A 21,995-nucleotide genomic window follows, 5' to 3' on the forward strand; every position below is an offset into this window, starting at 1 on the left:
GAATATTTTTAAAGTATGTTGAATATAGAAAAGCAAACTTAACGAAACCTTAAGAGTTAAAATATGTTTGATGAATTAGAAGTACAAAATTACTTATTATCTAAGCCTCACACCGCTTTAGATTTTCCCTTTGGTAAAGATGTCAGCGTTTTTAAGGTTAAAGGAAAGATGTTTGCAACTTTAGCTTTGGGGAAAATTAGCAAACAGGCATTGCAATCTGATGACGACAAACAATCTTGGTGGCTCAATTTAAAATGCGATCCAGATGAAGCACTTATGCTCCGTGATATTTTTCCGTCGGTGATCCCGGGTTATCACATGAATAAAAAGCTTTGGAATACGGTTATTTTAGATGGCTCAATCCCACAAGGTGAAATTGAGCGAATGATGGATAATTCGTTTATGTTGGTTGTTAATAAGATGACTAAAAAAGATCAGGCGTCGATCTTAGTCCACTTATAGTTTATTCGTTGTGACAGTATTTCAATTCAACTCAATAAGCATTGTTTGCTTAACCGAATGAGTATCAAGCTCAACATGCAATATGCCATCAGAAATATTGTAAGGGCTAGATTTACCGTTTACTTTGACTGACGTTATATTGTTAGTTCCAAAAAATCGTAATGTTATGGCTCTCTTATCTTGGGCTCCAGAAAAGGTGCCGACAGCTGCATTTACCTTAACTTGGCGGCTACTTTGTGAATAATGAATTTGAGTTAACCGTTTTTGATTTTTTGTTCGATATTCTTCGGTTCTATCATCATCTTCTACTAACGTAAAACTTGAGTCTGCGCCAACATATACATCAATATCTAAATGCGATTTATCAATAAACCCAGTGCTTTTCACAAATTGTCTTTTAGGAATAATTGCCCCAGCTTTAACGTATAACGGTAACTCATCGACTGCTGGCTCAATGCTTACAACGTTATCACCTTTCACTATTTTGTTGCTTGCGTACTGGTACCACTGACCTGGTGGCAACCACAACGTCATTTTTCCTTGCGATTTTGTTTGCGGTGCAACGAGCATCGAATCGCCCCACATATATTGAAGGTCATATTGCCAAGCTAGCTCCTCTTCTTGGTAATCGAGCACCATGGCTCGCGCAATTGGCAAGCCTGTTAACGAGGCTTCATGCGCCATACTGTAGGTATAAGGCATCAATTCATATCGCATTTGTGCATAAGTTAGGAATGCTTTCTGCGATGCTTTTGAACGGTCAAGAGGCCAGCGAGATTGACCCATACCATGTGGTTTCCAAATAGGTGAAAAACTACCAAAACCAATTGACCATTGTTGGTATAAAGTTTCATCAGGACCAAGGTTATTTTTCCAATCATAAAAGCCACCAGCGTCATGCCCCCAAAAAGGGAAACCCGATAAACCAGCTAATTGCATGCCTCTAATTTGGCTTTGCATGTCGTTGTAGTTTGGGTAAATATCACCGCTCCACAAGGTCGCGTAGCGTTGAGCTCCTGCAGTCATGCCGCGTACCCAAACAAAAGGACGCTTATTAATGCCCGACTTATCCCAACCGTCGGCAACTAACGCCTTTGCAATCAGGAAAAACCAATAGTTACGCATTTCAGCTGAACTTCGGCCATTGCTTAATATCATGCTTTTATCTGCAGCGCCCTGCTCATCAAACTCATCTATCCACAATGCGTCGCCAGGATATTGCTTTTCTGGGACGAGTGCTTTTTTATAAAACACATCCCAAAACCAGCTGCGAAATTCAGCATTTGTTAAATCTGGTGCGCTGTTTGGAAACTGAATATTATCAATTGAGGGTAAGTTAAAGCTGGCTTTCCACCCTTCTGATTTTTTAGCGATACAACGATTAAAATCTAATGTGAGTACCAAGGCATTCTTTTCTAACCAATGTTGATAAGCAGCAGGATCTGGATAACGTTCTTTATCCCAATCCAGTTTAGACTCACAGCGTTTTCCTCCTGCCGCGCGCCAACGATTGTCATTAATTACATGGTCAAGTGGGTAACCAGCTTCCCTATGCTCAAGGATTTTATTTTTCCACCATGTTTCATTTGACGGTGTTGGTGAGTCATGATCATGGCCTTTATCTGACAACTGCAAACCAAACATAGACTTAGCAGGTAAACGAGGACGTCCCGTTAATTGAGTATAGTTGTCCAATACGTTCGCTAACTTTCCACCGGATATATAGAAGTAATCCATTTGCCCAGAAAAGCCGTGATCATCAATTGCAACGCTGTATTCTTCTTTATCACCAAAAGAAAACTCATTAGTAAAAGTACTATTTAAAAATACGCCGTAACCTTTACTTGATAGGTAAAAAGGCACAATCAACGGCGCCTGTTCTATTGGCTGCTTACCGTAGTTACGACCAGTGCGTTGTCCTTTTAGATCGAGTTTAGGTTCTCGACCATAAAAGCCGTGGCCCAGACCTGTGAAATGTTCATCTTGCTGATAAGCAAACTCGGTTTTTATGATAGTGCCGGTTTTACTTGGAGACTGAAGCTCAGCTAAGGTGATAACACCGTTTTCCAAAAAAGTCGCTTTTAGCGTGTCCTTTGATATCAAAACCTGCAAGCTTTTGTTGCCTATAGGAGCTACCTGCCAGTGCGTTTTGGTTGAACTTAGTTCCAAGTTTTGACGCCAGTCATGTGAGGCCACCATTTCATAGTGGTTGTCAGCATAAAAAGGCTGACCTTTGACGGTTGAATGGAGCCGTATAATCTCGTCACCATAAGCAGAGACTTTTAACTTGTTACCATTATCTAACGTAAACAGAATCGACTTGTCAGCGATTTTTGAAGGTTCATTAGCGCTACCTGCAAATGAAGCAAAAGAAGCAAAAGAAGAAAAAGAAAGTTGCGACAAACAAATTATTGCGATGCTAAAGAGGGCTTTCATGCTGTTTTAATCCTTTAATGCGTTTGTGGACATACTTACATAGTTGTATAAGGACTCAGCATGAATACGAATGTATAAAACACCTACTAAAAGTGTTTGTCGATATATAAAATTCTATTTTCGAACTGCTCTCTTGCTGTGCCAGAAGGATAGTCAAACTCGTATTTGTTATGGAAAAATAAGGTTAAGTTACACTGTACATCGCTAAGAACAACCGTATAGCCATCAAAGTCTGACACCGCTTTCACGCCTTCTAACTGATGGCCCTGTTCTATTTGTTCGCCTTTTGTTCTAATTTTATCAAACACTCTTAAAAGCATATGTAGGTCTAGATCATTTTTCATGGCTTACCCTCGCCTTAATTTATAAAAATACAGCTAATAACATTACATAATACAGTACTGCAGACCAGCACAATGTGTTCACTTTGCAATTATGAGTGAGGCTAGAAGACGTCAACTCAACCTATTTATGTTTGTCATAATTAGCTTAACCTCCACCTGTGCCTGTGCCTGTACCAAAATCGTAACAAATTAGAATATTTTTTCATTTATCATTAATAATTAGATAATTGTTTTCACCCTCATTCTGAGTAAGAATACGTTCCGACCTTTTAATAAGAATAAAAACGGCGTGTTGTTGTGAAACTTATCCCCATAAATTTCAAACAATTTGAAAGCGGAAACGTAAAAGACGGCAACATTGCTACTTTGCGATGGAAACCTGTTCCCGGCCGCCCAATTTATGCTTTAAGGACCTCTCTGGTCACCTTCAATAATTTAAAAGGCCCAAGTCGCTTTTGCACACGGAAAGCGGGCCCTAATAAGTTGAGTTATCTCAAGCTCAGCTGTTATCAAAGTTTCAATTTATCAAACATCATTTCACCGTTCTCAATCTCAATCCCTCTACCTTATTTTGATTTTCCTAATTTTAATGTAGAGCCTGTTTTGAAAAAACGAGTGAAAACATCAAGAGCCAACATGCATTGCATATTGGCTCTTTTTTTTACCTAAAAATTAAAAGAATAAAATTATGTTTTTTAAAAAAATTAACAACAAGCTAACCATTCTGGTTACTTCATTAGTGGTCTCAAGTGCAGCATTGGCTGAAGTTCCAAATGGTTATTACGACACTGTGAATGGCGTAAGTGCTACCTCATTGCGCACGTCTTTGCACAACATCATTGATGACCACCAAAGGTTTCCATATACGTCCTCTGCAACTGATACGTGGGATATTTTGGAAGCTGCAGATCAAGATCCTAGCAATAGCAACAACGTTATCGACATCTATAAAAATGCAAGCTACCCAAAGGCCGGTGGCGGAAACTCTTTTTATAACAGAGAGCATAGCTGGCCAAAGTCTTACGGTTTTCCAAAAGATGGCAGCACTAACTACGCCTATACCGACGCCCACCATTTATTTATTGCCGACAGCAGCTACAACTCGAGTCGCAGCAATAAACCATACGCTAACTGCGACTCAGCCTGCAGTGAAAAAACAACGTTAGTAAATAATGGTCGTGGTGGAGCCTCTTCTGAATCGAACTGGACTAAAGGCTCAGGCAATACCGGTTCTTGGCAGACTTGGTCAAGTCGTAAAGGAGATGTAGCTCGCGCACTAATGTATTTGGCTGTTAGGTACGAAGGTGGCACTCATGGCGTAACCGGTGTATCTGAGCCAGATTTAATTCTGACCGATGACCGCACATTGATTGGAAGCTCAAGCCAAGGTGTGAATTTAAGCGTTGCCTACATGGGCTTAAAGTCGGTTCTGCTGCAGTGGCATAATGACGATCCCGTTGACGCGTTTGAACAACGTCATAACGATACCGTTTTTAGCTTTCAAGGTAACCGAAACCCGTTTGTTGACCACCCAGAATATGTTACCTGTGTATTTGAAAACATATGTAATGGAATTGGTGGTGGCACTGGCGGCGGTACAAACCCTCCTGTAGGAAATAGCTCTATTTGGATAAACGAATTCCATTATGACAACAGCGGCTCTGACTTAAATGAGTTTGTTGAAATAGCAGGTGCTGCGGGCATAAGCCTATCAGGTTGGTCAATTGTGGCTTATAACGGTAGCAACGGCAGCGCTTATATCACTAAAAATTTGTCTGGCTCAATTCCAAACCAAGCAAACAACCTTGGTACTAAATCATTTAGTATTAGCGGCTTACAAAACGGCGGTTCAGACGGCTTAGCGCTTGTAGATAATAATGGTCAAGTCATTCAGTTTTTAAGCTACGAAGGTAGCTTTACCGCTACAAATGGTCCAGCTACTGGAGTAAGTTCTACAGATATAGGTGTTAGTGAAACTACGTCAACGCCAATAGGTTATTCATTACAGTTAACGGGTACTGGCACAAACTATAGTGAGTTTACTTGGGCTGCTGTTATGGCAAATACCTCTGGTTCTATCAATTCCGAACAAAGCTTTGGTGGCACTACGCCATGGATAAACGAGTTTCATTATGACAATAGTGGCTCAGATAGAAATGAGTTTATTGAAATAGCAGGTGCTGCTGGAACCAACCTAACCGGCTGGAGCATTGAAGCAGTTAACGGCAGCAATGGTCAGGTTTATAAAACAATTAGTCTTTCAGGAACTATTGATAACGAAACAGCTGGTTTTGGCGCATTAGGCTTTAACGCGTCTGGATTGCAAAATGGGCCTGACGGCTTAGTACTCGTTAATGATAGTGGTGAAGTAGTACAGTTTATTAGTTATGAAGGCGTAATTACTGCTACCAATGGCGCAGCTGCCGGTACTAAATCAAATGACATTGGTGTTTCGGAATCGTCTAGTGCATCAAGTACTAAAGCAGTGCAGCTTAAAGGTAGCGGCGAACAGTACAGTGACTTTTATTGGAATGCACCAACAAACGCTAGCAAAGGTTCACTTAATGCAGGGCAAAGCATTAACTAAATCAATTTAACAAGCTCTAATTAGCAACTCTAATTGCAACCTTTGCATTGGAGGTTGTGAACATAGCTAAATCTTTGTCTTTTTAGACTAAACTTACCAAGCCCGCTGTTTATCTCAGTGGGCTTTTTTACTCCCCGTAGTTGCAACAGAATGGGATTAACGTATTGTGTTCTTGTCGTGATTCAAACAAAGGTTATTTGCTCTTATGCTATACAACTTAACACCCTCTTCCATTTTAAAGAGCTTTGTAAAAGTTACCTTAGGTGTACTAATTGTAGTGGCACCAAGCCAAGCCGATACCGGCAGTAAATTATTGGGTACCGGTGGCATTACTAGTTTTGAAGGTTCTGCTGGCGGCGGCATAAGCCCTTGGGCTCTAATTGCCGGTTATGCTTCTAAAGAAGAAATTGCAGCCACTGCCAACATTCAAAACTTATCAGCTGGAGAATACAAACTTAATTCTTATGGTTTTGCCGTCGGCGCATACGACACTTTTGAGTTTAGTTTGCAAAAACAATCTCTTGATGTTTCCTCTGGAGTAGTAAGCAATGTATTTAATTTGCTTACAGGTGCACCAACCCCCGCTTTAGTCGCGCCTAGTACTCAAATAGAGCAAAGTATTGTAGGTTTAAAATATAACCTTTATGGCGATGCCATTTTTTCAGAAAGTCCGTATTTACCGCAAATAGCCATTGGTATTCAGTACAAAAAAAATCACGACTTTAACCAGTCATTAGCATTGCACGACGGTTCCGTGCCGATTCCTAAAACTGGCGTTCCTGCATTGTTAGGCGCAAAAGATAGTAGCGGAACCGATTTTTATGTCAGTGCAACTAAGGTTTGGTTGGGTGCATTAAAAGGCAATAATTTACTTTTTAATGCGACCGCTCGTTATACCAAAGCAAATACTTTTGGATTACTTGGATTTGGCTCCCAGACAGACGATAGTTACGACTTAGAGTGGGCTGCAAGTATTGCTATGTTCTCCGGTACTAATACCATCATAGGCGCCGAATATAGACAACAAACTGACCGACTTGGCGGATTGGCAAAAACAGACAATGTTACTGACTTTTTCATCACATACTTACCGTCAAAGGAATGGTCAATTACTGCAGCAATTGTTGATCTTGGAAATTTACCTTTTCAGCCTGACTCTTCAGGCTTCTACTTGAGCATTACAGCGAATTTATAATATGAAAAATTCAATTATTTTTATTGTCGCCCTACTCCTTTCTGCGTGTAGCACGACACAGGACTCACTTTATGAGGAAATTGGCGGCAAAGAGACACTGTCGAATGTATTTGGCTTAGCGGTTAGTCGAATTTACAACGACCCAACTATTGGCCATTACTTTAAAAACGTCCCTAAAAGACACCTTAGAATGCACCTGACAAACCAGGTTTGTGAGCTCATTGGTGGGCCGTGCAAATACGATGGCGAAAAAATGGAAACCTCGCACCAAGGACATAATATTTCAGACAAGGAGTTTTTTATCTTGGTTGAATATGTTCAAGGCGCAATGAGAGATATTGGGTTAACGCCGCAACAGGAAAATAGAATTATTGCAACGTTGGCGCCTCTAAAATCTAAAGTTGTCTACCGTTAGAGTCTTTAAAAACTTTTAACTAAAAATGAAATACAAAGGTTAATTAAGAGCTACGGTAGACCGTTTTAATGAGATGAAAACCAAACTTTGTTTTTACCGGGCCGTGGACTTCAAGAATCGGCTTTTTAAAAACGACATCATCAAAGGCCTTAACCATATCACCCTGTGAAAATTCACCTAAGTCGCCGCCTTTTTTTCGGCTTGGGCACGTTGAGTGTTGCTTTGCGAGCTGTTGGAAGTTAGCGCCTTTTTTAAGCTTCTCTTTTATTGCTGAAGCTTCTTTTTCCGTTTTTACTAGTATGTGGTAAGCAGATGCTGTCTTTTTTGCCATGATAAAAATCCAATAATGAAATAATACAGCAAGGATAAAGGAACTTTCCCAAAAATACTAAGATTTGCCACATGACAAATAAAAAAAACACAGGCAGTATTACCCATGAAAGGTACGTTAGTTTGGTATTCAATACATAACTAAATTTCTGGGGAAATGGCTGAAAGAAATGCACCCTATTCGTAGTCTACAATATGGTAACGGTAACTTTGTGAGAAATATCATTGAATAAACTTTACGTAACTGAAGACTGGACCTTTACACCAGCTACTTTAACGTTGAAGCACTTGGCAACGAATGTTGAGGAAATGATCGATCCTAAAACATCAACATTGCTGCAGTTTTTGATGGATAACCATAACCAAGTTACCTCACGAGAAGAGATTTATAACGAGCTATACGGAATAGAAAATGCCAGAGCTGACGGCACTATTACCGCTTATGTATCAAAATTAAGAAAGTTACTTGAAGCAAAAGCTGGAGTGAAAGGTAAGTATATTCGAACCATCCCTAAAGCTGGCTATCAGTTCATAGGTGAATTTACTATACAATGCATTGGTAAAGAACCAGCACCTATTCAAGCTTCTAGCCACTCCAGTTCCTATGATAAAAATCACAATAATGAAATAAAAGGCGAAGAACATAGCTGGATGAACAGCATGTTGAATAGCGCTCGAACATTCAGTTTTCAACAAATGTTAGTGGTTAGTTTTACGCTTATTGTAATTACCTTTTTTGTCGCGAGAAGCTACATCTCACAAAACACTGAAAACTTTGAGAAAGATGGCAATCAATGGAGTTTAATAGAGCAAGACATAAATCAAAATAATAGCGTGGCGCTCTCTTCTGATGGTTTAAGCTTGGCCTATATACACATAGAAAAGTCAGGTTATGCACTATGGCTAAAAGACACATTTTCTGCGAATAAGCGCATAATTTTTAAATCAGAGACGGCCCCTATTGCGGCACCTGCATTTTCACCTTCAGGAACTGAAGTCGCCTTTTTTAGGCAGGTTAATAATAAGTGTTTTATTCATGTGATCAATTTATCGACTGAAGCTTTTGAGGCTTTGCCTAAATTGCACGACGAATCAAACTGCGGGGCTTGGCATTCGGAGTTAAAACTTGGTTATTTAAACGAGCAAGAATTGGTTTATTCTTATTTAGATAGCGAGACGAATACTCATAAAATTTACATCCTAAATATTCACAACAGCCAAACGACAAAAGTATCTCCAGATGTAACAGAAGGGAAAGGCGACTACAGCTTTTCTATTAATCAGCAAACCAATCAGCTTGCTATTTTAAGAGCGATTGACAGTAACAGAACGTCTATTTTAGTGCGTGATTTAACTGAAGGTGAATCTTTTCATGTACTAACCACAAACACCCGTTTACTTTCTTTAGAATGGCTAAATAACAAAAAGTTAATTGTTTCCAATGGGGCTAGCCTCGAACTCATCGACATTACCGAAAAAGCAATTCGCCCAACCAACTTAGCAAAGCTAAAAAAAGAGCTTAATCCTTCACTTTAAACTCTGATTTCTTATTTCTTGTTTCTCGTAGCCTGTGTCCTGTTTCTAACTAAGAAATCTCAGACAATAATTGCTCACACCAACTTGCAATTCGTTGCTCTGACAATTCGTATTGCCCTTCATCATCTAGCGCCAAACCAACAAAATGTGTCTTGTCTTCCGTTAGTGCTTTAGAGGCAATAAAGTCATACTCTTCTGAGTTTGGCCAATAGCCAATTGGGTTAGCACCGCAAGCAACAACGACGTCGTGGAGCATACCAACAGCATCTTGGAACCACTCGGCATAACCAACTTGATCGCCCAAACCAAAAATACTCACGGTCTTATTACTCAAGTCTAACTTTTCAACATCATCCCAATGACCTTCCCAGTCTTCTTGAAGCTCACCAAAATCCCAAGTGGATATACCCAAAATTAACCAATCGAAGTCCATCATATTTTCAACAGGTACATCTTTTAGATTAAACATTTCAACAATGGGGGCATCAAACAGCGTATTTAACTGTGTTTGAATTTTTTCAGCGGCCATTTCTGTATAGCAGGTTGTTGAACCATAAAATAAACCGATTTTCATTGACGCTCCTATTCGGTAAGGTGACACTATTGGGCTAAATTTGAGGCTCCGAAGTCTATCAAACTGCATAGAATGAAAGAAGAGTAGCCAACTAGATATAAATAATTAAATGACAAAAAGTACGAACCTAGACTTATTTCACCAATTCTTAGATCATCTATGGCTTGAAAAAGGCCTCAGTGACAATACGTTATCTGCTTATAAAACCGATCTAAACCATTTCTCTACTTTTTTAACGTCCATTAGTACTAATGTCATAGACTGTAGCGACCTCGATATTGAGAGCTTTTTAGCGTTTAGAGTCGAACATGGCTATAAACATCGCACCAATGCTCGAGCGCTAAGTGCCATTAAACGTTTTTTTAAATATTTGGTAAAAGAACAAGTTAGAACAAGCAATCCAACTGCACTAACTCAAGCGCCTAAAATTGAAGCTTCACTACCAAAAGTATTGTCTGAGCAACAAGTAGAGTCTTTATTAAACTGCCAAAACCTGGACGATCCTATTGAGGTTCGCGACCGAGTGATGCTGGAGCTTTTATATGCTACCGGATTAAGGGTTACCGAGTTAGTAAGTCTTCGCTTAAGTAATATAAGTTTGCAGCAAAACCTAATCCGCGTCACAGGTAAAGGAAACAAAGAACGGCTTATTCCTATGGGCGAAGTTGCGTCAGAATTAATTTTTGATTATGTAAAGTCAGAACGTCAAATGCTGCTAAAAGGTGAATCAGACGTATTATTTCCCTCTAAACGAGGCACAGAGATGACACGCCAAACGTTTTGGCATCGTATTAAACATTATGCCGTTGTGAGTGGAATTACTGCTCATTTGTCCCCACATACATTACGACACGCTTTTGCAACGCACTTGCTTAACCATGGAGCAGATTTACGAGTTGTACAAATGTTGTTAGGACATAGTGATTTATCTACCACACAAATATATACTCACGTGGCAAAAGAGCGGTTAAAGTCATTACATGAACAACATCACCCTAGAGGATAATTGCATTCTCCTTTAATATACGGTGAACATACAAAATTATCGGCTGTAGTAGGAAACTTTTATTAGTGCCATGCGGTCTTGTTAGTGTAGTAATCAACAGGAATGAATATGAAAATAATGAAAATTTCCGCAGTTTTAATCACTGCACTTGTCTTAATTGTCACAACTTTTAGCAGCCCAGCAGCTGAACCAGATTTAAATTCGGCTATCAAAGCTAAGCTTTTACGTATTGGATTAACCGCGATTAAAGTGGAACCAAGCCCATTACCGGGTTTGCTACAAGTGCAAACTAATCGTGGCCTGTTTTATACCTCAGAAGACGGTAAATACTTTATAGCTGGTCGTATGTTCGATATTGACGCTGGTATGGTTAATATGACTGAAAAAGCATTAGCAAATATTAGAATTGATGGTGTTAAAGAATTCAAAGATTCGATGATTGTTTTTCCTGCTGAAAATGAAAAATACAAAATTACCGTATTCACAGATACAACCTGTGGCTATTGTAAAAAGATGCATTCTCAAATTGATGAATACAATGACTTAGGCATTACGGTTCAATATCTAGCTTTCCCACGCTCTGGCGCAAATAGCCAAGGTTTTAGCGATATTAAAGCGGTTTGGTGCTCTGCGGATCAACAAAAAGCAATGACGACGGCTAAAAGTGGTAATCGAGTAAATGCTGAAAGCTGTGACGCGCCAATCTTAGCGCACTATAATTTAGGTCAAGCCGCTGGCGTTACTGGTACACCAGCAATTGTGTTTGAAGATGGCTCAATGATCCCTGGTTACAAACCACCACAAGCTTTGCTTCAAGACTTAAGTCGTTAATCTTTATATGCAATTAAATATAAAAAGGCGTGTTTTGAACAGCACGCCATTTTCGAATACGAATCTCCATCCTATTATTCAAAACATCTACGCCGGTCGCGGTATTACTTCACCTGAACAAATAAAGAGAAAAGCAGGCGAGCTTCTGCCTGTTAGCTCTTTAAAAGGGATTGATGATGCCATGCCGTTGTTGCACGACGCACTAATCCACCAGCAACACATTACGATTGTTGGTGACTTTGATGCCGACGGGGCTACAAGCACCGCGCTTATGATGCTTGGTTTAAGAAAGCTTGGCTTTAATAATGTTAGTTACAAAGTGCCAAATCGCTTTGATTATGGCTACGGTTTAAGTCCTGAGTTAGCAAGAGACATCATCACGCAAGGGACAGACTTAATCATTACCGTTGATAACGGCATAAGCTGTTTAGCAGGTGTTTCTCTGGTAAAAGAAGCTGGCATAAAAGTAATTGTCACTGATCACCATTTGGCCGGTAGAGAACTTCCTAACGCCGACGCGATTATTAATCCAAACCAACCTGGTTGTGAATTTCAAAGTAAAAACCTAGCTGGTGTGGGTGTTGCCTTTTATCTTTTGCTAGGCTTAAGAGCTTATCTTCGCGATCAACAGTGGTTTGAGAACAGCCAAATTGCACCTCCTAATTTAGCGGAATATATAGATTTAGTTGCTCTTGGTACCGTTGCTGATGTTGTTAAGCTAGATGAAAACAATCGCATTTTAGTACACCAAGGTTTAGCACGAATTAAGAGTGGACTTTGCAGGCCTGGCATTCGAGCCATGTTAGCAATGAGCAATAAAGATTTACACAAAGTTAAGTCTTCTGACTTTGGCTTTGTAATCGGTCCAAGGCTAAATGCAGCTGGTCGCCTTGATGATATGTCGTTTGGCATTCGCTGTTTATTAACTGACGATTATGGTCAAGCCCTTAAGATGGCAGAAGATCTTAATGATCTAAATAATGAACGCAAAGACATTGAACAAGGCATGCGATTAGAAGCGGAAAGCGTTGTCGCCAAGCTAAAAGTACTTGATGGTAAAATCCCCAATGGCATTTCAGTTTATAAGCCTGATTGGCATCAGGGCGTTATTGGGATTGTAGCTGGACGCTTAAAAGAAAAGTACTATCGCCCTACAATTGCGTTTGCTAAAGGCGAAACGAAAACCGATGATGCTGGCGTTTCAGTAACAGAACTAAAAGGTTCAGCGCGTTCAATCCCAGGTATTCATATTCGTGACGTACTTGATGAGGTAAATACACGCTTTCCTGGATTAATATTAAAATTTGGCGGTCACGCTATGGCTGCAGGTCTTAGCATTCAAGAACAAAACTACCAGGCTTTTAATGACGCATTTGACAGCGTATTACTCACTCATTTGTCGGAAGATGTACTTACCCAAGTTACGCTCACTGACGGCGAGTTGCCAGCAGAGTGCTTTAATACTGAGTTTTCTCTACAACTTGATTTAGCGGGTCCTTGGGGACAAGGCTTTCCAGAACCAACCTTTGATGGACAGTTTGAAGTAATAAACCAACGTTTAGTTGGTGCCAAACATCTTAAACTTGTGCTGTGCAACGCCGCTGGTCAGCTGTTTGATGCAATTCACTTTAACGCTGACTTAGAAGTGTGGCCAAATCAATCGGCAAGACAGGTTCATATTGTGTATCAGCTCGACATTAATGAGTTTAGAGGCAATACCAACCTTCAATTATTAGTCCGAGATATTGTACCTGCGGACTAATAATTAACGTTTGATTAACGCGCCGTTAAATTAGCCTGCAATGAATGCCTATAGGCGTTTATTGCAGGTATTAATCCCATTACTAAACTACCTACCAATACAAAAACCAATACTAATAGGCTAGTTTCCGATATAGGGTTAGTATCAATAAATAAACCTAGCTGAGACGCAAGTAATGGCTCAGCGGCCAACAAAGTAATCCACAACAACAGTGCTCCAGCAATACAGCCAATAAATGTAATCACGAACACCTCAAGCTCAATCAGCATGAATATGAACATTGGCGATGCGCCAAGCACTCTTAAAATTGCGATTTCTTTAGTTCGCTCGCGCATTGTTGCTAACAACATAGTGCTCAACCCAATCAACGTGGTGATTAAAACCAAAATTGATATCACCTGTAATACAGTTTCTACTGAACCTACCATTCGCCACAGCTGACTTAACGCAACGCCTGGCATAATGGCACTTAACGCCTCGCCTTTGTAATCATTGGCCCACTTTTGCATTACCAAACTAGCAAACCTAGCTTTAAGACCCACAAAAACAGCGCTCACTTTGTGATCGTGGTCATGTTCCACTGCTGCTTCATCGCCTTCCTGAGCATGTTCCTCATGGGAATGCTCTTCGTGATCATGCTCCTCGTGAGCACGCTCTTCGTTTTGAGGCTCTTCATGCATGTGATGCAAACCTTCAAAGCTGACGTGCAATGTTTGGTCAACTGGCGTTCCGGTTCTATTTAGAATGCCAACCACAGTAAAAGGCGTTTGTTCGTGGTGAGTAAAGCTAGTTACGCCAGTGCCATGAGACAGTACAATTTCTTTACCTAACTCATAACCATACTTTTGGGCGATGTCAGCGCCTAATACTAAGTCAAAATGTTGTTTAAAAACCTTGCCCTGTTTAAAGGTAAGAGGCTGTTTTGCACCAAATTTAAAGTACTGAAAATAATCCGCTGTTGTCGCCATAACTCGATGGCCTTTATGCGAATCTCCTAATGCAATTGGCACAACCCAGCTCACCATAGGGTGGCTCGCTAAATCTTCAACGCTTGACTGACTTATTGCATTACTCGAATCACCGATGCGAAATACTGAGCTTAACAACAAATTGATTTGGCTCGTTCTAGGCCCAACAATTAAGTCAACGCCAGAAACAGTGCGGTTAAAGCTTTGTTTGGCTTGGTGGCGAATATGCTCAACGGAAAGTAGCACAAAAACGCTAATAGTGATGGCGAGTACGGTTAAAAGCACACTCGTTCGACGGCTTATAAGACTTTGCTTCGCTAATTTAACGAACATGCTATTCACCACTCTTTGATGCTTTGTTTATAGATTGAATACCGACCACTCTTTTGAATTGGCTTGCCAATGTTTGATCGTGACTCACAAAAACTAATGTGGTGTTATTTTTCTCTGCCAACTCAAACAACACTTTTAAAAACGCATTGCGGTTCGCCTCATCTAAAGCTGAAGTTGGTTCGTCGGCAATGAGTAACTCAGGCTCTTTGATTAAGGCTCTAGCTATCGCGACTCTTTGCTGCTGACCAACACTTAGTTGACTTGCTGGCTTAAGTAAGAGGCTTTCCGGTAGCTTTAAGTCGTTCATCAATTGTTTAGCTTGTTCGATAAGTTGATGTTTAGGGCGATTTTGTTGTCCAAATTCTGCACCTAGCAGAATATTATCTAGCACGTCTAAATAAGGAATTAAGTTTAGCTGTTGAAATACAAAACCTATATGATTTGCCCTGAATGCATCGCGAGCCTTTCCTTGAAGCGATGACCAATCTTGTTCAAGTATTTTAACCTGTCCTGATGAAGGCAACAGCAAACCCGTTAAGATATTCAATAAAGTAGATTTACCCGAACCAGATGGCCCAAACAAAAACACGTGCTCACCGGCATTGATTGAAAACTCTGGTATTTCCAAAATGTTGTTTTCAACACTTACTGCCTTTTTCTTTGTCTTTGACTCATAAGAAAAGGACAAGTTTTTCACAGACACAATGGCCGACATGATTATTCCTACCAATAAATACTAAACTGCTTAGACTGACCTATCTTAACGAATAAGCATAAAAAAAGCAGTGCATTTAGCACTGCTTTTTGTGTATCAAGCGACTCATTCAATAACAAATATTAAATGGATGTCGCTCCAACAATGACATTATTTAACAATCGTCATTTCATCGATAATGTTATCAGCACCATCAACATTTTCCATTACCCAAAGCATAAATGGAACGCTTGTATGGATTGAACGGTTATATGTTGGATCATAGTCCCAATCACCAATGATTGACTCGTAAACACCATCAAATACTAATCCAACAAACTCGCCGTTAGCATTTAATGTTGCTGAACCTGAGTTACCACCAGTAATATCAAGTGTTGAAAGGTAGTTAACCGGAACTGAACCTAGTGATTCTTTTTTATATGGTCCGTACTGTTTTGTTGAAATAGCTGTACGAATGTTTTCAAATAAATCAAATTCATCGTCGCCCGGTTGGTACTTAGCAAGCATACCTTCAAGCGTAGTAAATGGAGTTGCTACTAAACCATCTTGTGGCGAGTAACCTTTTACATTGCCGTAAGTTATACGTAATGAACTGTTTGCATCGGCATAAACTGCTTCGTTTCTGCTTTTCTTAAAGGCAATCATAGCTTCCATGTAAGCAGGACGAGCTTGCTGTAGTTTTCCGCCTAACGCTTTACCTTTTTCTTCTTCCAACATGTCATTTTCATATTGAGAGACAGCAAACTGAATGAACGGGTCATCACTTGCTCTAAAGTCTGCAACCGATTTATCCATCCATGCTAAACGTACATCCGCTTCACCTAACTTAGTATTTGCATACATTGCGTTAATTTGCGCTTCTACTTTTGCTAAGTCTAAGCCATTTTGTATACCAAAAAACTCATCAAAAGTGGCATTACGCTGACCCGCTGGCAGTTGCGCATACTCTTTAACAAAGTGCATGAATAAGGCTTTTTCTACAGTCTCGTCATAGCTTTTGTTTGTTACAGCCAAATATTGACCAAAACGTTTCATGTCACGCTCTTGAAAACCACGGCGACGCTCTACGTTTGGTTTTTGCTTCTCATGCGCTAAACGGTATAAGCCTTTAGCCACTTGCATCATAGTGCTGCGACCTAAATAACCCATGACGATGTCGCCATCCTGAGTTTTATACGACTCAATGATCAGTTCTGCTAAATCATTCACAGCATCGCCATACTTAGCTTTGCGTTTTTTGTCGGCATTAATCCACTTTGTAAGATCGGCAGTTAATTGTTTTCTGCGTTCTAACATGTCGCCTTTATTAAAGCTCTCAATCATAGAGCCATAGTTTTTAGCGTAGTTTGCTAACCCTGCAATGGTGCTCTCGTATTTAATACGCGCTTCACTGCCATCTTCAGAGTTTTCTTTAATTACATCGATAAACTCTTCACGTAAACGCTTTGAAGTTGGATATACATTTTTAAACGTAGATTCTACTTCGACGTCTGTGCGGTAGCGGTTTGTGCGTCCCGGGTAACCAAGCACCATCACATAGTCACCATTTTCAACACCGTTAGCATTTACTTTTAAGAAGGCTTTTGGCTTAAATGGCACGTTGTCTTTTGAATAATCAGCTGGCTTACCATCTTTATTTACATAGGCGCGGTAGAAAGACCAATCACCTGTGTGACGTGGCCACATCCAGTTGTCAGTATCGCCACCAAACTTACCAATACTTGAAGGTGGTGCGTAAACTAAGCGAACGTCACGAATAGCCAACTGCTTGATAAGGAAGTATTCTGCGCCGCCATGGAAGCTGTAAACACTACAACGGTAGTCTTGCGACGCTTCACACTCTGCTACTAATTCTTTTTCACGCTTATCAATGGCATTAAAATACTCAACGCCTTCAGCACCTTTAGGTATTGACCCTTTAATGTCGCTAGTTACATTAGTTAACGACTCAGTAACATATACTCGCGCATTTGGAGAGGCTTGTGGCTCTTTGTCCATAGACTTAGCAACAAAACCATTCACAAGTAGGTTATTTTCTTCTGTTGAATTGTACTGAATAGAGCCGTAAGCACAGTGATGGTTTGTGATGACTAGGCCTTGCTCAGATAAGAATGATGCTGAACAGCCACCTAGGCTAACAATTGCATTCATTGGGAACTGGTTTAAGTCCGCCATTTTTTCTGGGTCTAGCTTTAAACCAGCTGCTTTAAGCTTATCTTTAATTTCAGACAACTGGTGTGGTTGCCACATGCCTTCGTCTGCAATCGCAGCACCGAATAGCATTGAAGACGCAATAACGCCTGTCGATAAAAGTTTTTTAATCATTGATTTCCCTTAGAGTTCCGTCTTTTATAGTTCTTTTTACCATAAGTGCCGTTAAAATAATGCTAGATGCGATAAATTGCACGTTGTTCGCGATTACAAATTGTCACTAAATGTAAACACTTTTGTTATTATATGCTTTTTGATTACCAAGGAATAAATGTGCTTGATATCTATGCGGGTCCTATCGCAAAACAAAAACTTCAAGAACAGGGATTTGACCCAGAGCTTTTCTCCACATTTTTAGGTGCTAGCGGCGGTCCTAAATGGTTTAGTCTATACGGTTTAGACAAGTATTTATTTGGTGAGTTTTTTAAAGAAAAATCATCCTCGCTCGACCTTATTGGGTCATCTGCCGGAGCCTTTAGAGCATCGTGTTTGGCCCAAGACGATCCTGTAAGTGCTATCACTGAACTGGCTTATCGCTACGCAGAAACAGACTTTACGTTGGATGCATCACCTCAAGGTGTTACTCGAGCAGCTGAACAACTATTAACGCAAATATTGCCTCATGATCATATGCAGCAAGTACTAAACAATGAACGCTTTAAGGTTCATTTTATTACGGCGTTGTGTTCAGGTGCGGTTGCTAAAGAAAGTAAATTACACCAAGGTGCAGGGTTAACGAAAAGCTTATTTAATAACGCGCTAGGTCGTCAGCGACTAACTCAGCAATATCAACGAGTGGTATTCTCAACCGCTAACGCGCCGTTAAAATATCAAGAAGCATCGGTATTCTCTACCGAGTATGTAAGTCTAGATGAGCAAAACTTTCATCAAGCCTTATTAGCCAGCGGCGCAATTCCTATGGTGATGCTCGGTATTAAAGATATTCCTGGAGCACCACTGGGAATGTATCGTGATGGCGGTATTATTGATTACCATTTTGATTTTAAAGTAGAGTCTGAGGGTTTAACGCTCTATCCGCACTTTAATTCAAAACCTAAAGCGGGTTGGTTTGATAAAAACCTAAAGCGTACGGCAAACGCTCATAATTATGACTCTACTGTTATGCTAGTGCCTTCTGATGAGTTTATACACAACTTGCCTTTTAATAAGATCCCAGATAGAACAGATTTTGAAAAGCTTGATACGTCAACGCGAATTCGTTATTGGCATAAGGTTTTTGAGGAAACAGAAAAGCTTGCTGAAAGCTTTCAAGAAGCAGTTAACCACCCTACAAAGGCGATTATCAAAGATTTACCTTTCTAAGAACTCCAAACCAAAAAAGTACAAATCAAACAAATAGCAATTTAATAAAAGACTATGCGCTCAATACAACCGTTGAGAGTGCATAGTGTTGCTCATCACTTATAGACACCAATACAGACTTAACACCTTTTGCTTCAGCATGCTCTAACGCACTGCCAAGCAATTGCATATGCGGTGCACCAAGGTCATCGTTACTAATATGAAAGTGATGGAAGGAGATACCGCGACCAATGCCTGTGCCTAGTGCTTTAGCAGCCGCCTCTTTGGCAGCCCAGCGTTTGGCCAAAAACCGGTCTGGTTGGTTATGTTCTAAAAACACGGCCAACTCACCTTCCGTCAATACCCTTTCAGCTAATCGATTAGACTTAAGCAAAGCATTGCTTACTCGAACAATTTCAACAATATCCGTGCCTAAACCTAATACCGACACTTTCTTAAATCCCCTGCCTAGCTTCGTTCATTAACGTTTTCATGTCTCGAACGGCTTTGTCTAAACCTTCAATTGAGGCACGAGCAATAATGGCATGACCAATGTTCAGCTCATAAATTTCTTTAATGGCCGCTATAGGTTTTACATTGTGGTAGTGGAGCCCGTGCCCTGCGTTTACCACTAAACCTAGGCTCGCAGCAAACTTAACCCCCGCCTCTATTCGAGATAGCTCAGCAAGCTGTTCTGCTTCTGATCCTGCATCGGCATAATGGCCAGTATGAATTTCGATAAACGGCGCACCACAATCTACGGCTGCTTGAATTTGCTCTTTATCAGCATCAATAAATAACGATACTTTTGAGCCTATCGCGGCTAATCGGTCACAGGCATCTTTTACTTTTTCAAACTGACCTTTAACGTCTAAACCGCCTTCCGTTGTTAGCTCTTCACGTTTTTCAGGCACTAAACAAACAAAAGGAGGCTTTACTTCAGAAGCAATATTGATCATTTCTTCCGTTACGGCCATCTCTAGGTTCATTCGCGTTTGTAACGTATTTGCTAAAGTATAAACGTCGCGGTCTTTTATGTGTCTGCGATCTTCACGAAGGTGGATAGTGATGCCACTGGCACCTGCATGTTCTGCAACTGCAGCTGCATGAACAGGATCTGGATAGCTGGTTCCACGGGCGTTTCGCAATGTTGCGATGTGGTCGATATTTACGCCTAAATGAATTTCACTCATGGTTGCTCCAATAGTCTGCTATTTTCTAAATAATTCTCGGGATTTTAACGGTTTGTCGCCCAAATGCCTATGTAAACATACGCGCAGAATATGCTTTGCGATTTTAAGCTCTGCTTTTAATTCTTGCAGTCGACCTGCGTCTAGTTGAATAAAGTCCGCTTTTGACAGTTTTATATTCAAATGTTTGTTGATTGCCAAGATGTCTTTGCCCGATATAGAGCTAGGTTTAGCGGCATCAATCATAAAACCTTGGTCAACATGTAGTTGATAATGAAGAGATTCAACAATAGGTTGTTGCATGCTCAATTCGCTTTCAAAACTAACACCGTAACCTAACATTTGTAATAAGCTAAATTCAAACTGCCTTAGTATCCATTCTAAATAGAGTCCGTGGTGCGTAACATCAAGGTCTGACTCATCGATAACAGCCAAGTCTGAAAGGTTTTTTAACGAGTATACGTATAACGGATAAAGCGTTTCATATTCAGCATCAGCAGAACATAACCTGTAAATAAGCTCGTTGAGATAAAAACCACAAAAGAGACTTTTGCTTTTTAATGCTGAGAGTTGTTTTGATAGGAGCTGGTTTTGTTCAACAGACTTTAACGTTCTTAAGCCTGCAGATTTTTTAACTTGGACAACCAATGCACGAAATGGCTGCATTAGCGCGGTTTTTGCTGTGTTTTTTTTACTGCCTTTGTATCCAATAACAGAAACACGACCTTCACCGGCCACGAGCATTTCCATTAACAATTGGTTTTCTTTAAAAGGCCGAGTGTGAAGTATAAAAGCAGGTAAGTAGTCCAGTTCCTTTGCCATTACTTAAACCTGCTCTTCATAGATAACGTTATTTTACCAAAAACCTACTAGTCTTCAGAGTAACCTAATGAGCGCAGTGCTCGCTCATCATCAGCCCAACCACTTTTCACTTTTACCCAAAGCTCTAAATAAACCTTTTCTTCAAGTAAACGTTCCATATCTTGACGGGCGTCACGACCAATTATCTTAAGTTTTTCGCCTTTCGCGCCAATTACCATTTTCTTTTGGCCTTCTCTTTCTACCAAAATTAATGCATTAATACGCCAAATCTTTTCATCCCACTTAAACTGTTCAATCTCAACAGTCACAGAATAAGGAAGCTCTTCACCTAAGAAACGCATTAGCTTTTCACGAACGATTTCCGCAGCCATAAAGCGTGAAGAACGGTCCGTAACGTCATCTTCAGAGAAGAAGAATGGGTTTTCAGGCAAATAATCACGAACCTTTTCTTTAATTGGTTCGATGTTTGTTCCTTTCTCAGCAGAAATAGGAATAATTTCTGCAAAGTCATGTAATGCAGCTATTTTTTGTAAAAATGGCATTAATGTTTCTTTGTCTTTTATCTCATCGACTTTGTTTACAAGTAGCATCACTGGCTTTTTAGAGCGTTTTATTTTTGATAAAACCATCTCGTCATCTTCGTACCACTTCATTGCTTCAATAACAAACAAGACAACTTCTACATCACCAAGTGCACTTGACGCAGCTCGGTTCATTAATTTATTAATCGCACGCTTTTCTTCTTTATGAAGACCAGGAGTATCAACGTAGATAACCTGTTCATTGGCTTCAGTATGAATACCTAAAATACGGTGACGTGTTGTTTGAGGTTTTTTAGAGGTAATACTGATTTTCTGCTCAAGTATGTGGTTCATTAATGTAGATTTACCTACATTTGGTCGACCAACAATGGCAACCAGTCCACACTTTTTAGTTTGTGATAAATCAGCGCGGTTATTTAAATTACTTAATAACG

General features: G+C 40.1%; 20 protein-coding genes. 9 read left to right on the forward strand and 11 right to left on the reverse strand.

From position 1 onward, the window contains the following. Positions 1–63 precede the first annotated feature (63 nt). Positions 64–462 (forward strand): MmcQ/YjbR family DNA-binding protein, encoded by a 399-nt coding sequence (locus ABD009_RS05160; RefSeq protein WP_343823271.1) that lies wholly within the window; start codon positions 64–66, stop codon positions 460–462. Positions 463–483: 21 nt separating this feature from the next. Here ABD009_RS05160 and ABD009_RS05165 read toward each other — a convergent pair whose 3' ends face one another. Next, positions 484–2,898 (reverse strand): glycoside hydrolase family 31 protein, encoded by a 2,415-nt coding sequence (locus tag ABD009_RS05165; protein ID WP_343823273.1) that lies wholly within the window; start codon positions 2,896–2,898, stop codon positions 484–486. Between the two features lie 86 nt (positions 2,899–2,984). Beyond that, positions 2,985–3,242 carry a DUF3081 family protein gene (locus ABD009_RS05170; RefSeq protein WP_155695702.1) on the reverse strand — a complete coding sequence of 86 codons (258 nt, stop codon included), beginning with the start codon at positions 3,240–3,242 and terminating at the stop codon, positions 2,985–2,987. Positions 3,243–3,930: 688 nt separating this feature from the next. On the opposite strand from ABD009_RS05170, the gene ABD009_RS05175 reads away from it, so the two are divergent. From ABD009_RS05175 to ABD009_RS05185, 3 genes are all read left to right on the forward strand, one after another. Continuing rightward, the gene (locus ABD009_RS05175; RefSeq protein ID WP_343823276.1) at positions 3,931–5,829 is read left to right on the forward strand and encodes an endonuclease; all 1,899 of its coding nucleotides are present in this window, start codon (positions 3,931–3,933) and stop codon (positions 5,827–5,829) included. A 205-nt stretch (positions 5,830–6,034) separates the two neighbouring features. After that, positions 6,035–7,024 carry a DUF3034 family protein gene (locus ABD009_RS05180; RefSeq protein WP_343823278.1) on the forward strand — a complete coding sequence of 330 codons (990 nt, stop codon included), beginning with the start codon at positions 6,035–6,037 and terminating at the stop codon, positions 7,022–7,024. A gap of 1 nt (position 7,025) precedes the next feature. Further along, positions 7,026–7,439: a group I truncated hemoglobin gene (locus tag ABD009_RS05185; protein ID WP_343823280.1), complete on the forward strand. Its 414-nt coding sequence runs from the start codon at positions 7,026–7,028 to the stop codon at positions 7,437–7,439. 43 nt (positions 7,440–7,482) lie between these two features. Here ABD009_RS05185 and ppiC read toward each other — a convergent pair whose 3' ends face one another. Then, positions 7,483–7,770, reverse strand: a complete 288-nt coding sequence (gene ppiC, locus ABD009_RS05190) for a peptidylprolyl isomerase PpiC (protein ID WP_155695707.1) — start codon at positions 7,768–7,770, stop codon at positions 7,483–7,485. A gap of 224 nt (positions 7,771–7,994) precedes the next feature. Here ppiC and ABD009_RS05195 point away from each other — a divergent pair, with 224 nt between their 5' ends. Next, positions 7,995–9,305 (forward strand): winged helix-turn-helix domain-containing protein, encoded by a 1,311-nt coding sequence (locus tag ABD009_RS05195; protein WP_343823283.1) that lies wholly within the window; start codon positions 7,995–7,997, stop codon positions 9,303–9,305. A gap of 49 nt (positions 9,306–9,354) precedes the next feature. Here ABD009_RS05195 and fldB read toward each other — a convergent pair whose 3' ends face one another. Further along, positions 9,355–9,879 carry a flavodoxin FldB gene (gene fldB, locus ABD009_RS05200; RefSeq protein WP_343823285.1) on the reverse strand — a complete coding sequence of 175 codons (525 nt, stop codon included), beginning with the start codon at positions 9,877–9,879 and terminating at the stop codon, positions 9,355–9,357. Between the two features lie 109 nt (positions 9,880–9,988). Here fldB and xerD point away from each other — a divergent pair, with 109 nt between their 5' ends. From xerD to recJ, 3 genes are all read left to right on the forward strand, one after another. Then, positions 9,989–10,885 (forward strand): site-specific tyrosine recombinase XerD, encoded by an 897-nt coding sequence (xerD, locus tag ABD009_RS05205; RefSeq protein WP_343823287.1) that lies wholly within the window; start codon positions 9,989–9,991, stop codon positions 10,883–10,885. Positions 10,886–10,993: 108 nt separating this feature from the next. Next, on the forward strand, positions 10,994–11,716 hold the full coding sequence (dsbC, locus tag ABD009_RS05210; protein ID WP_343823289.1) for a bifunctional protein-disulfide isomerase/oxidoreductase DsbC: 723 nt from the start codon (positions 10,994–10,996) through the stop codon (positions 11,714–11,716). A gap of 7 nt (positions 11,717–11,723) precedes the next feature. Further along, positions 11,724–13,478, forward strand: coding sequence for a single-stranded-DNA-specific exonuclease RecJ (gene recJ / locus ABD009_RS05215; RefSeq protein WP_343823291.1), 1,755 nt, complete (start codon positions 11,724–11,726; stop codon positions 13,476–13,478). 14 nt (positions 13,479–13,492) lie between these two features. On the opposite strand, the gene ABD009_RS05220 is transcribed toward recJ, so the two are convergent. The 3 genes from ABD009_RS05220 to ABD009_RS05230 form a co-directional block, all read right to left on the reverse strand. After that, positions 13,493–14,779, reverse strand: a complete 1,287-nt coding sequence (locus ABD009_RS05220) for an ABC transporter permease (RefSeq protein WP_343823293.1) — start codon at positions 14,777–14,779, stop codon at positions 13,493–13,495. Position 14,780: 1 nt separating this feature from the next. Then, positions 14,781–15,494 carry an ABC transporter ATP-binding protein gene (locus ABD009_RS05225; protein ID WP_343823294.1) on the reverse strand — a complete coding sequence of 238 codons (714 nt, stop codon included), beginning with the start codon at positions 15,492–15,494 and terminating at the stop codon, positions 14,781–14,783. Between the two features lie 150 nt (positions 15,495–15,644). Next, entirely contained in the window at positions 15,645–17,819 is a 2,175-nt protein-coding gene (locus ABD009_RS05230; protein WP_343823296.1) for a S46 family peptidase, read from the reverse strand. 159 nt (positions 17,820–17,978) lie between these two features. Here ABD009_RS05230 and ABD009_RS05235 point away from each other — a divergent pair, with 159 nt between their 5' ends. After that, on the forward strand, positions 17,979–19,028 hold the full coding sequence (locus tag ABD009_RS05235) for a patatin-like phospholipase family protein (RefSeq protein ID WP_343823298.1): 1,050 nt from the start codon (positions 17,979–17,981) through the stop codon (positions 19,026–19,028). Between the two features lie 52 nt (positions 19,029–19,080). Here ABD009_RS05235 and acpS read toward each other — a convergent pair whose 3' ends face one another. From acpS to era, 4 genes are read right to left on the reverse strand one after another with little or no spacing between them, the layout of a single operon-like run. Next, on the reverse strand, positions 19,081–19,458 hold the full coding sequence (gene acpS / locus ABD009_RS05240) for a holo-ACP synthase (RefSeq protein ID WP_343823300.1): 378 nt from the start codon (positions 19,456–19,458) through the stop codon (positions 19,081–19,083). A 4-nt stretch (positions 19,459–19,462) separates the two neighbouring features. After that, positions 19,463–20,200 carry a pyridoxine 5'-phosphate synthase gene (gene pdxJ / locus ABD009_RS05245; RefSeq protein ID WP_343823302.1) on the reverse strand — a complete coding sequence of 246 codons (738 nt, stop codon included), beginning with the start codon at positions 20,198–20,200 and terminating at the stop codon, positions 19,463–19,465. A gap of 18 nt (positions 20,201–20,218) precedes the next feature. Next, positions 20,219–21,019 (reverse strand): DNA repair protein RecO, encoded by an 801-nt coding sequence (recO, locus tag ABD009_RS05250; protein ID WP_343823304.1) that lies wholly within the window; start codon positions 21,017–21,019, stop codon positions 20,219–20,221. Between the two features lie 47 nt (positions 21,020–21,066). Further along, positions 21,067–21,939, reverse strand: a complete 873-nt coding sequence (gene era, locus ABD009_RS05255) for a GTPase Era (RefSeq protein WP_155696084.1) — start codon at positions 21,937–21,939, stop codon at positions 21,067–21,069. Positions 21,940–21,995 lie beyond the last annotated feature (56 nt).

The sequence above is a fragment of the Psychrosphaera haliotis genome (genome assembly GCF_039523615.1).
Taxonomy (GTDB): domain Bacteria; phylum Pseudomonadota; class Gammaproteobacteria; order Enterobacterales; family Alteromonadaceae; genus Psychrosphaera; species Psychrosphaera haliotis.

Excerpts from the sequence above, each read along its gene's own strand:
- ABD009_RS05160 (WP_343823271.1), top strand. The coding sequence starts at position 64 with ATGTTTGATGAATTAGAAGTACAAAATTACTTATTATCTAAGCCTCAC.
- ABD009_RS05165 (WP_343823273.1), bottom strand. The coding sequence starts at position 2,898 with ATGAAAGCCCTCTTTAGCATCGCAATAATTTGTTTGTCGCAACTTTCT.
- ABD009_RS05170 (WP_155695702.1), bottom strand. The coding sequence starts at position 3,242 with ATGAAAAATGATCTAGACCTACATATGCTTTTAAGAGTGTTTGATAAA.
- ABD009_RS05175 (WP_343823276.1), top strand. The coding sequence starts at position 3,931 with ATGTTTTTTAAAAAAATTAACAACAAGCTAACCATTCTGGTTACTTCA.
- ABD009_RS05180 (WP_343823278.1), top strand. The coding sequence starts at position 6,035 with ATGCTATACAACTTAACACCCTCTTCCATTTTAAAGAGCTTTGTAAAA.
- ABD009_RS05185 (WP_343823280.1), top strand. The coding sequence starts at position 7,026 with ATGAAAAATTCAATTATTTTTATTGTCGCCCTACTCCTTTCTGCGTGT.
- ppiC (WP_155695707.1), bottom strand. The coding sequence starts at position 7,770 with ATGGCAAAAAAGACAGCATCTGCTTACCACATACTAGTAAAAACGGAA.
- fldB (WP_343823285.1), bottom strand. The coding sequence starts at position 9,879 with ATGAAAATCGGTTTATTTTATGGTTCAACAACCTGCTATACAGAAATG.
- xerD (WP_343823287.1), top strand. The coding sequence starts at position 9,989 with ATGACAAAAAGTACGAACCTAGACTTATTTCACCAATTCTTAGATCAT.
- dsbC (WP_343823289.1), top strand. The coding sequence starts at position 10,994 with ATGAAAATAATGAAAATTTCCGCAGTTTTAATCACTGCACTTGTCTTA.
- recJ (WP_343823291.1), top strand. The coding sequence starts at position 11,724 with ATGCAATTAAATATAAAAAGGCGTGTTTTGAACAGCACGCCATTTTCG.
- ABD009_RS05220 (WP_343823293.1), bottom strand. The coding sequence starts at position 14,779 with ATGTTCGTTAAATTAGCGAAGCAAAGTCTTATAAGCCGTCGAACGAGT.
- ABD009_RS05225 (WP_343823294.1), bottom strand. The coding sequence starts at position 15,494 with ATGTCGGCCATTGTGTCTGTGAAAAACTTGTCCTTTTCTTATGAGTCA.
- ABD009_RS05230 (WP_343823296.1), bottom strand. The coding sequence starts at position 17,819 with ATGATTAAAAAACTTTTATCGACAGGCGTTATTGCGTCTTCAATGCTA.
- pdxJ (WP_343823302.1), bottom strand. The coding sequence starts at position 20,200 with ATGAGTGAAATTCATTTAGGCGTAAATATCGACCACATCGCAACATTG.
- recO (WP_343823304.1), bottom strand. The coding sequence starts at position 21,019 with ATGGCAAAGGAACTGGACTACTTACCTGCTTTTATACTTCACACTCGG.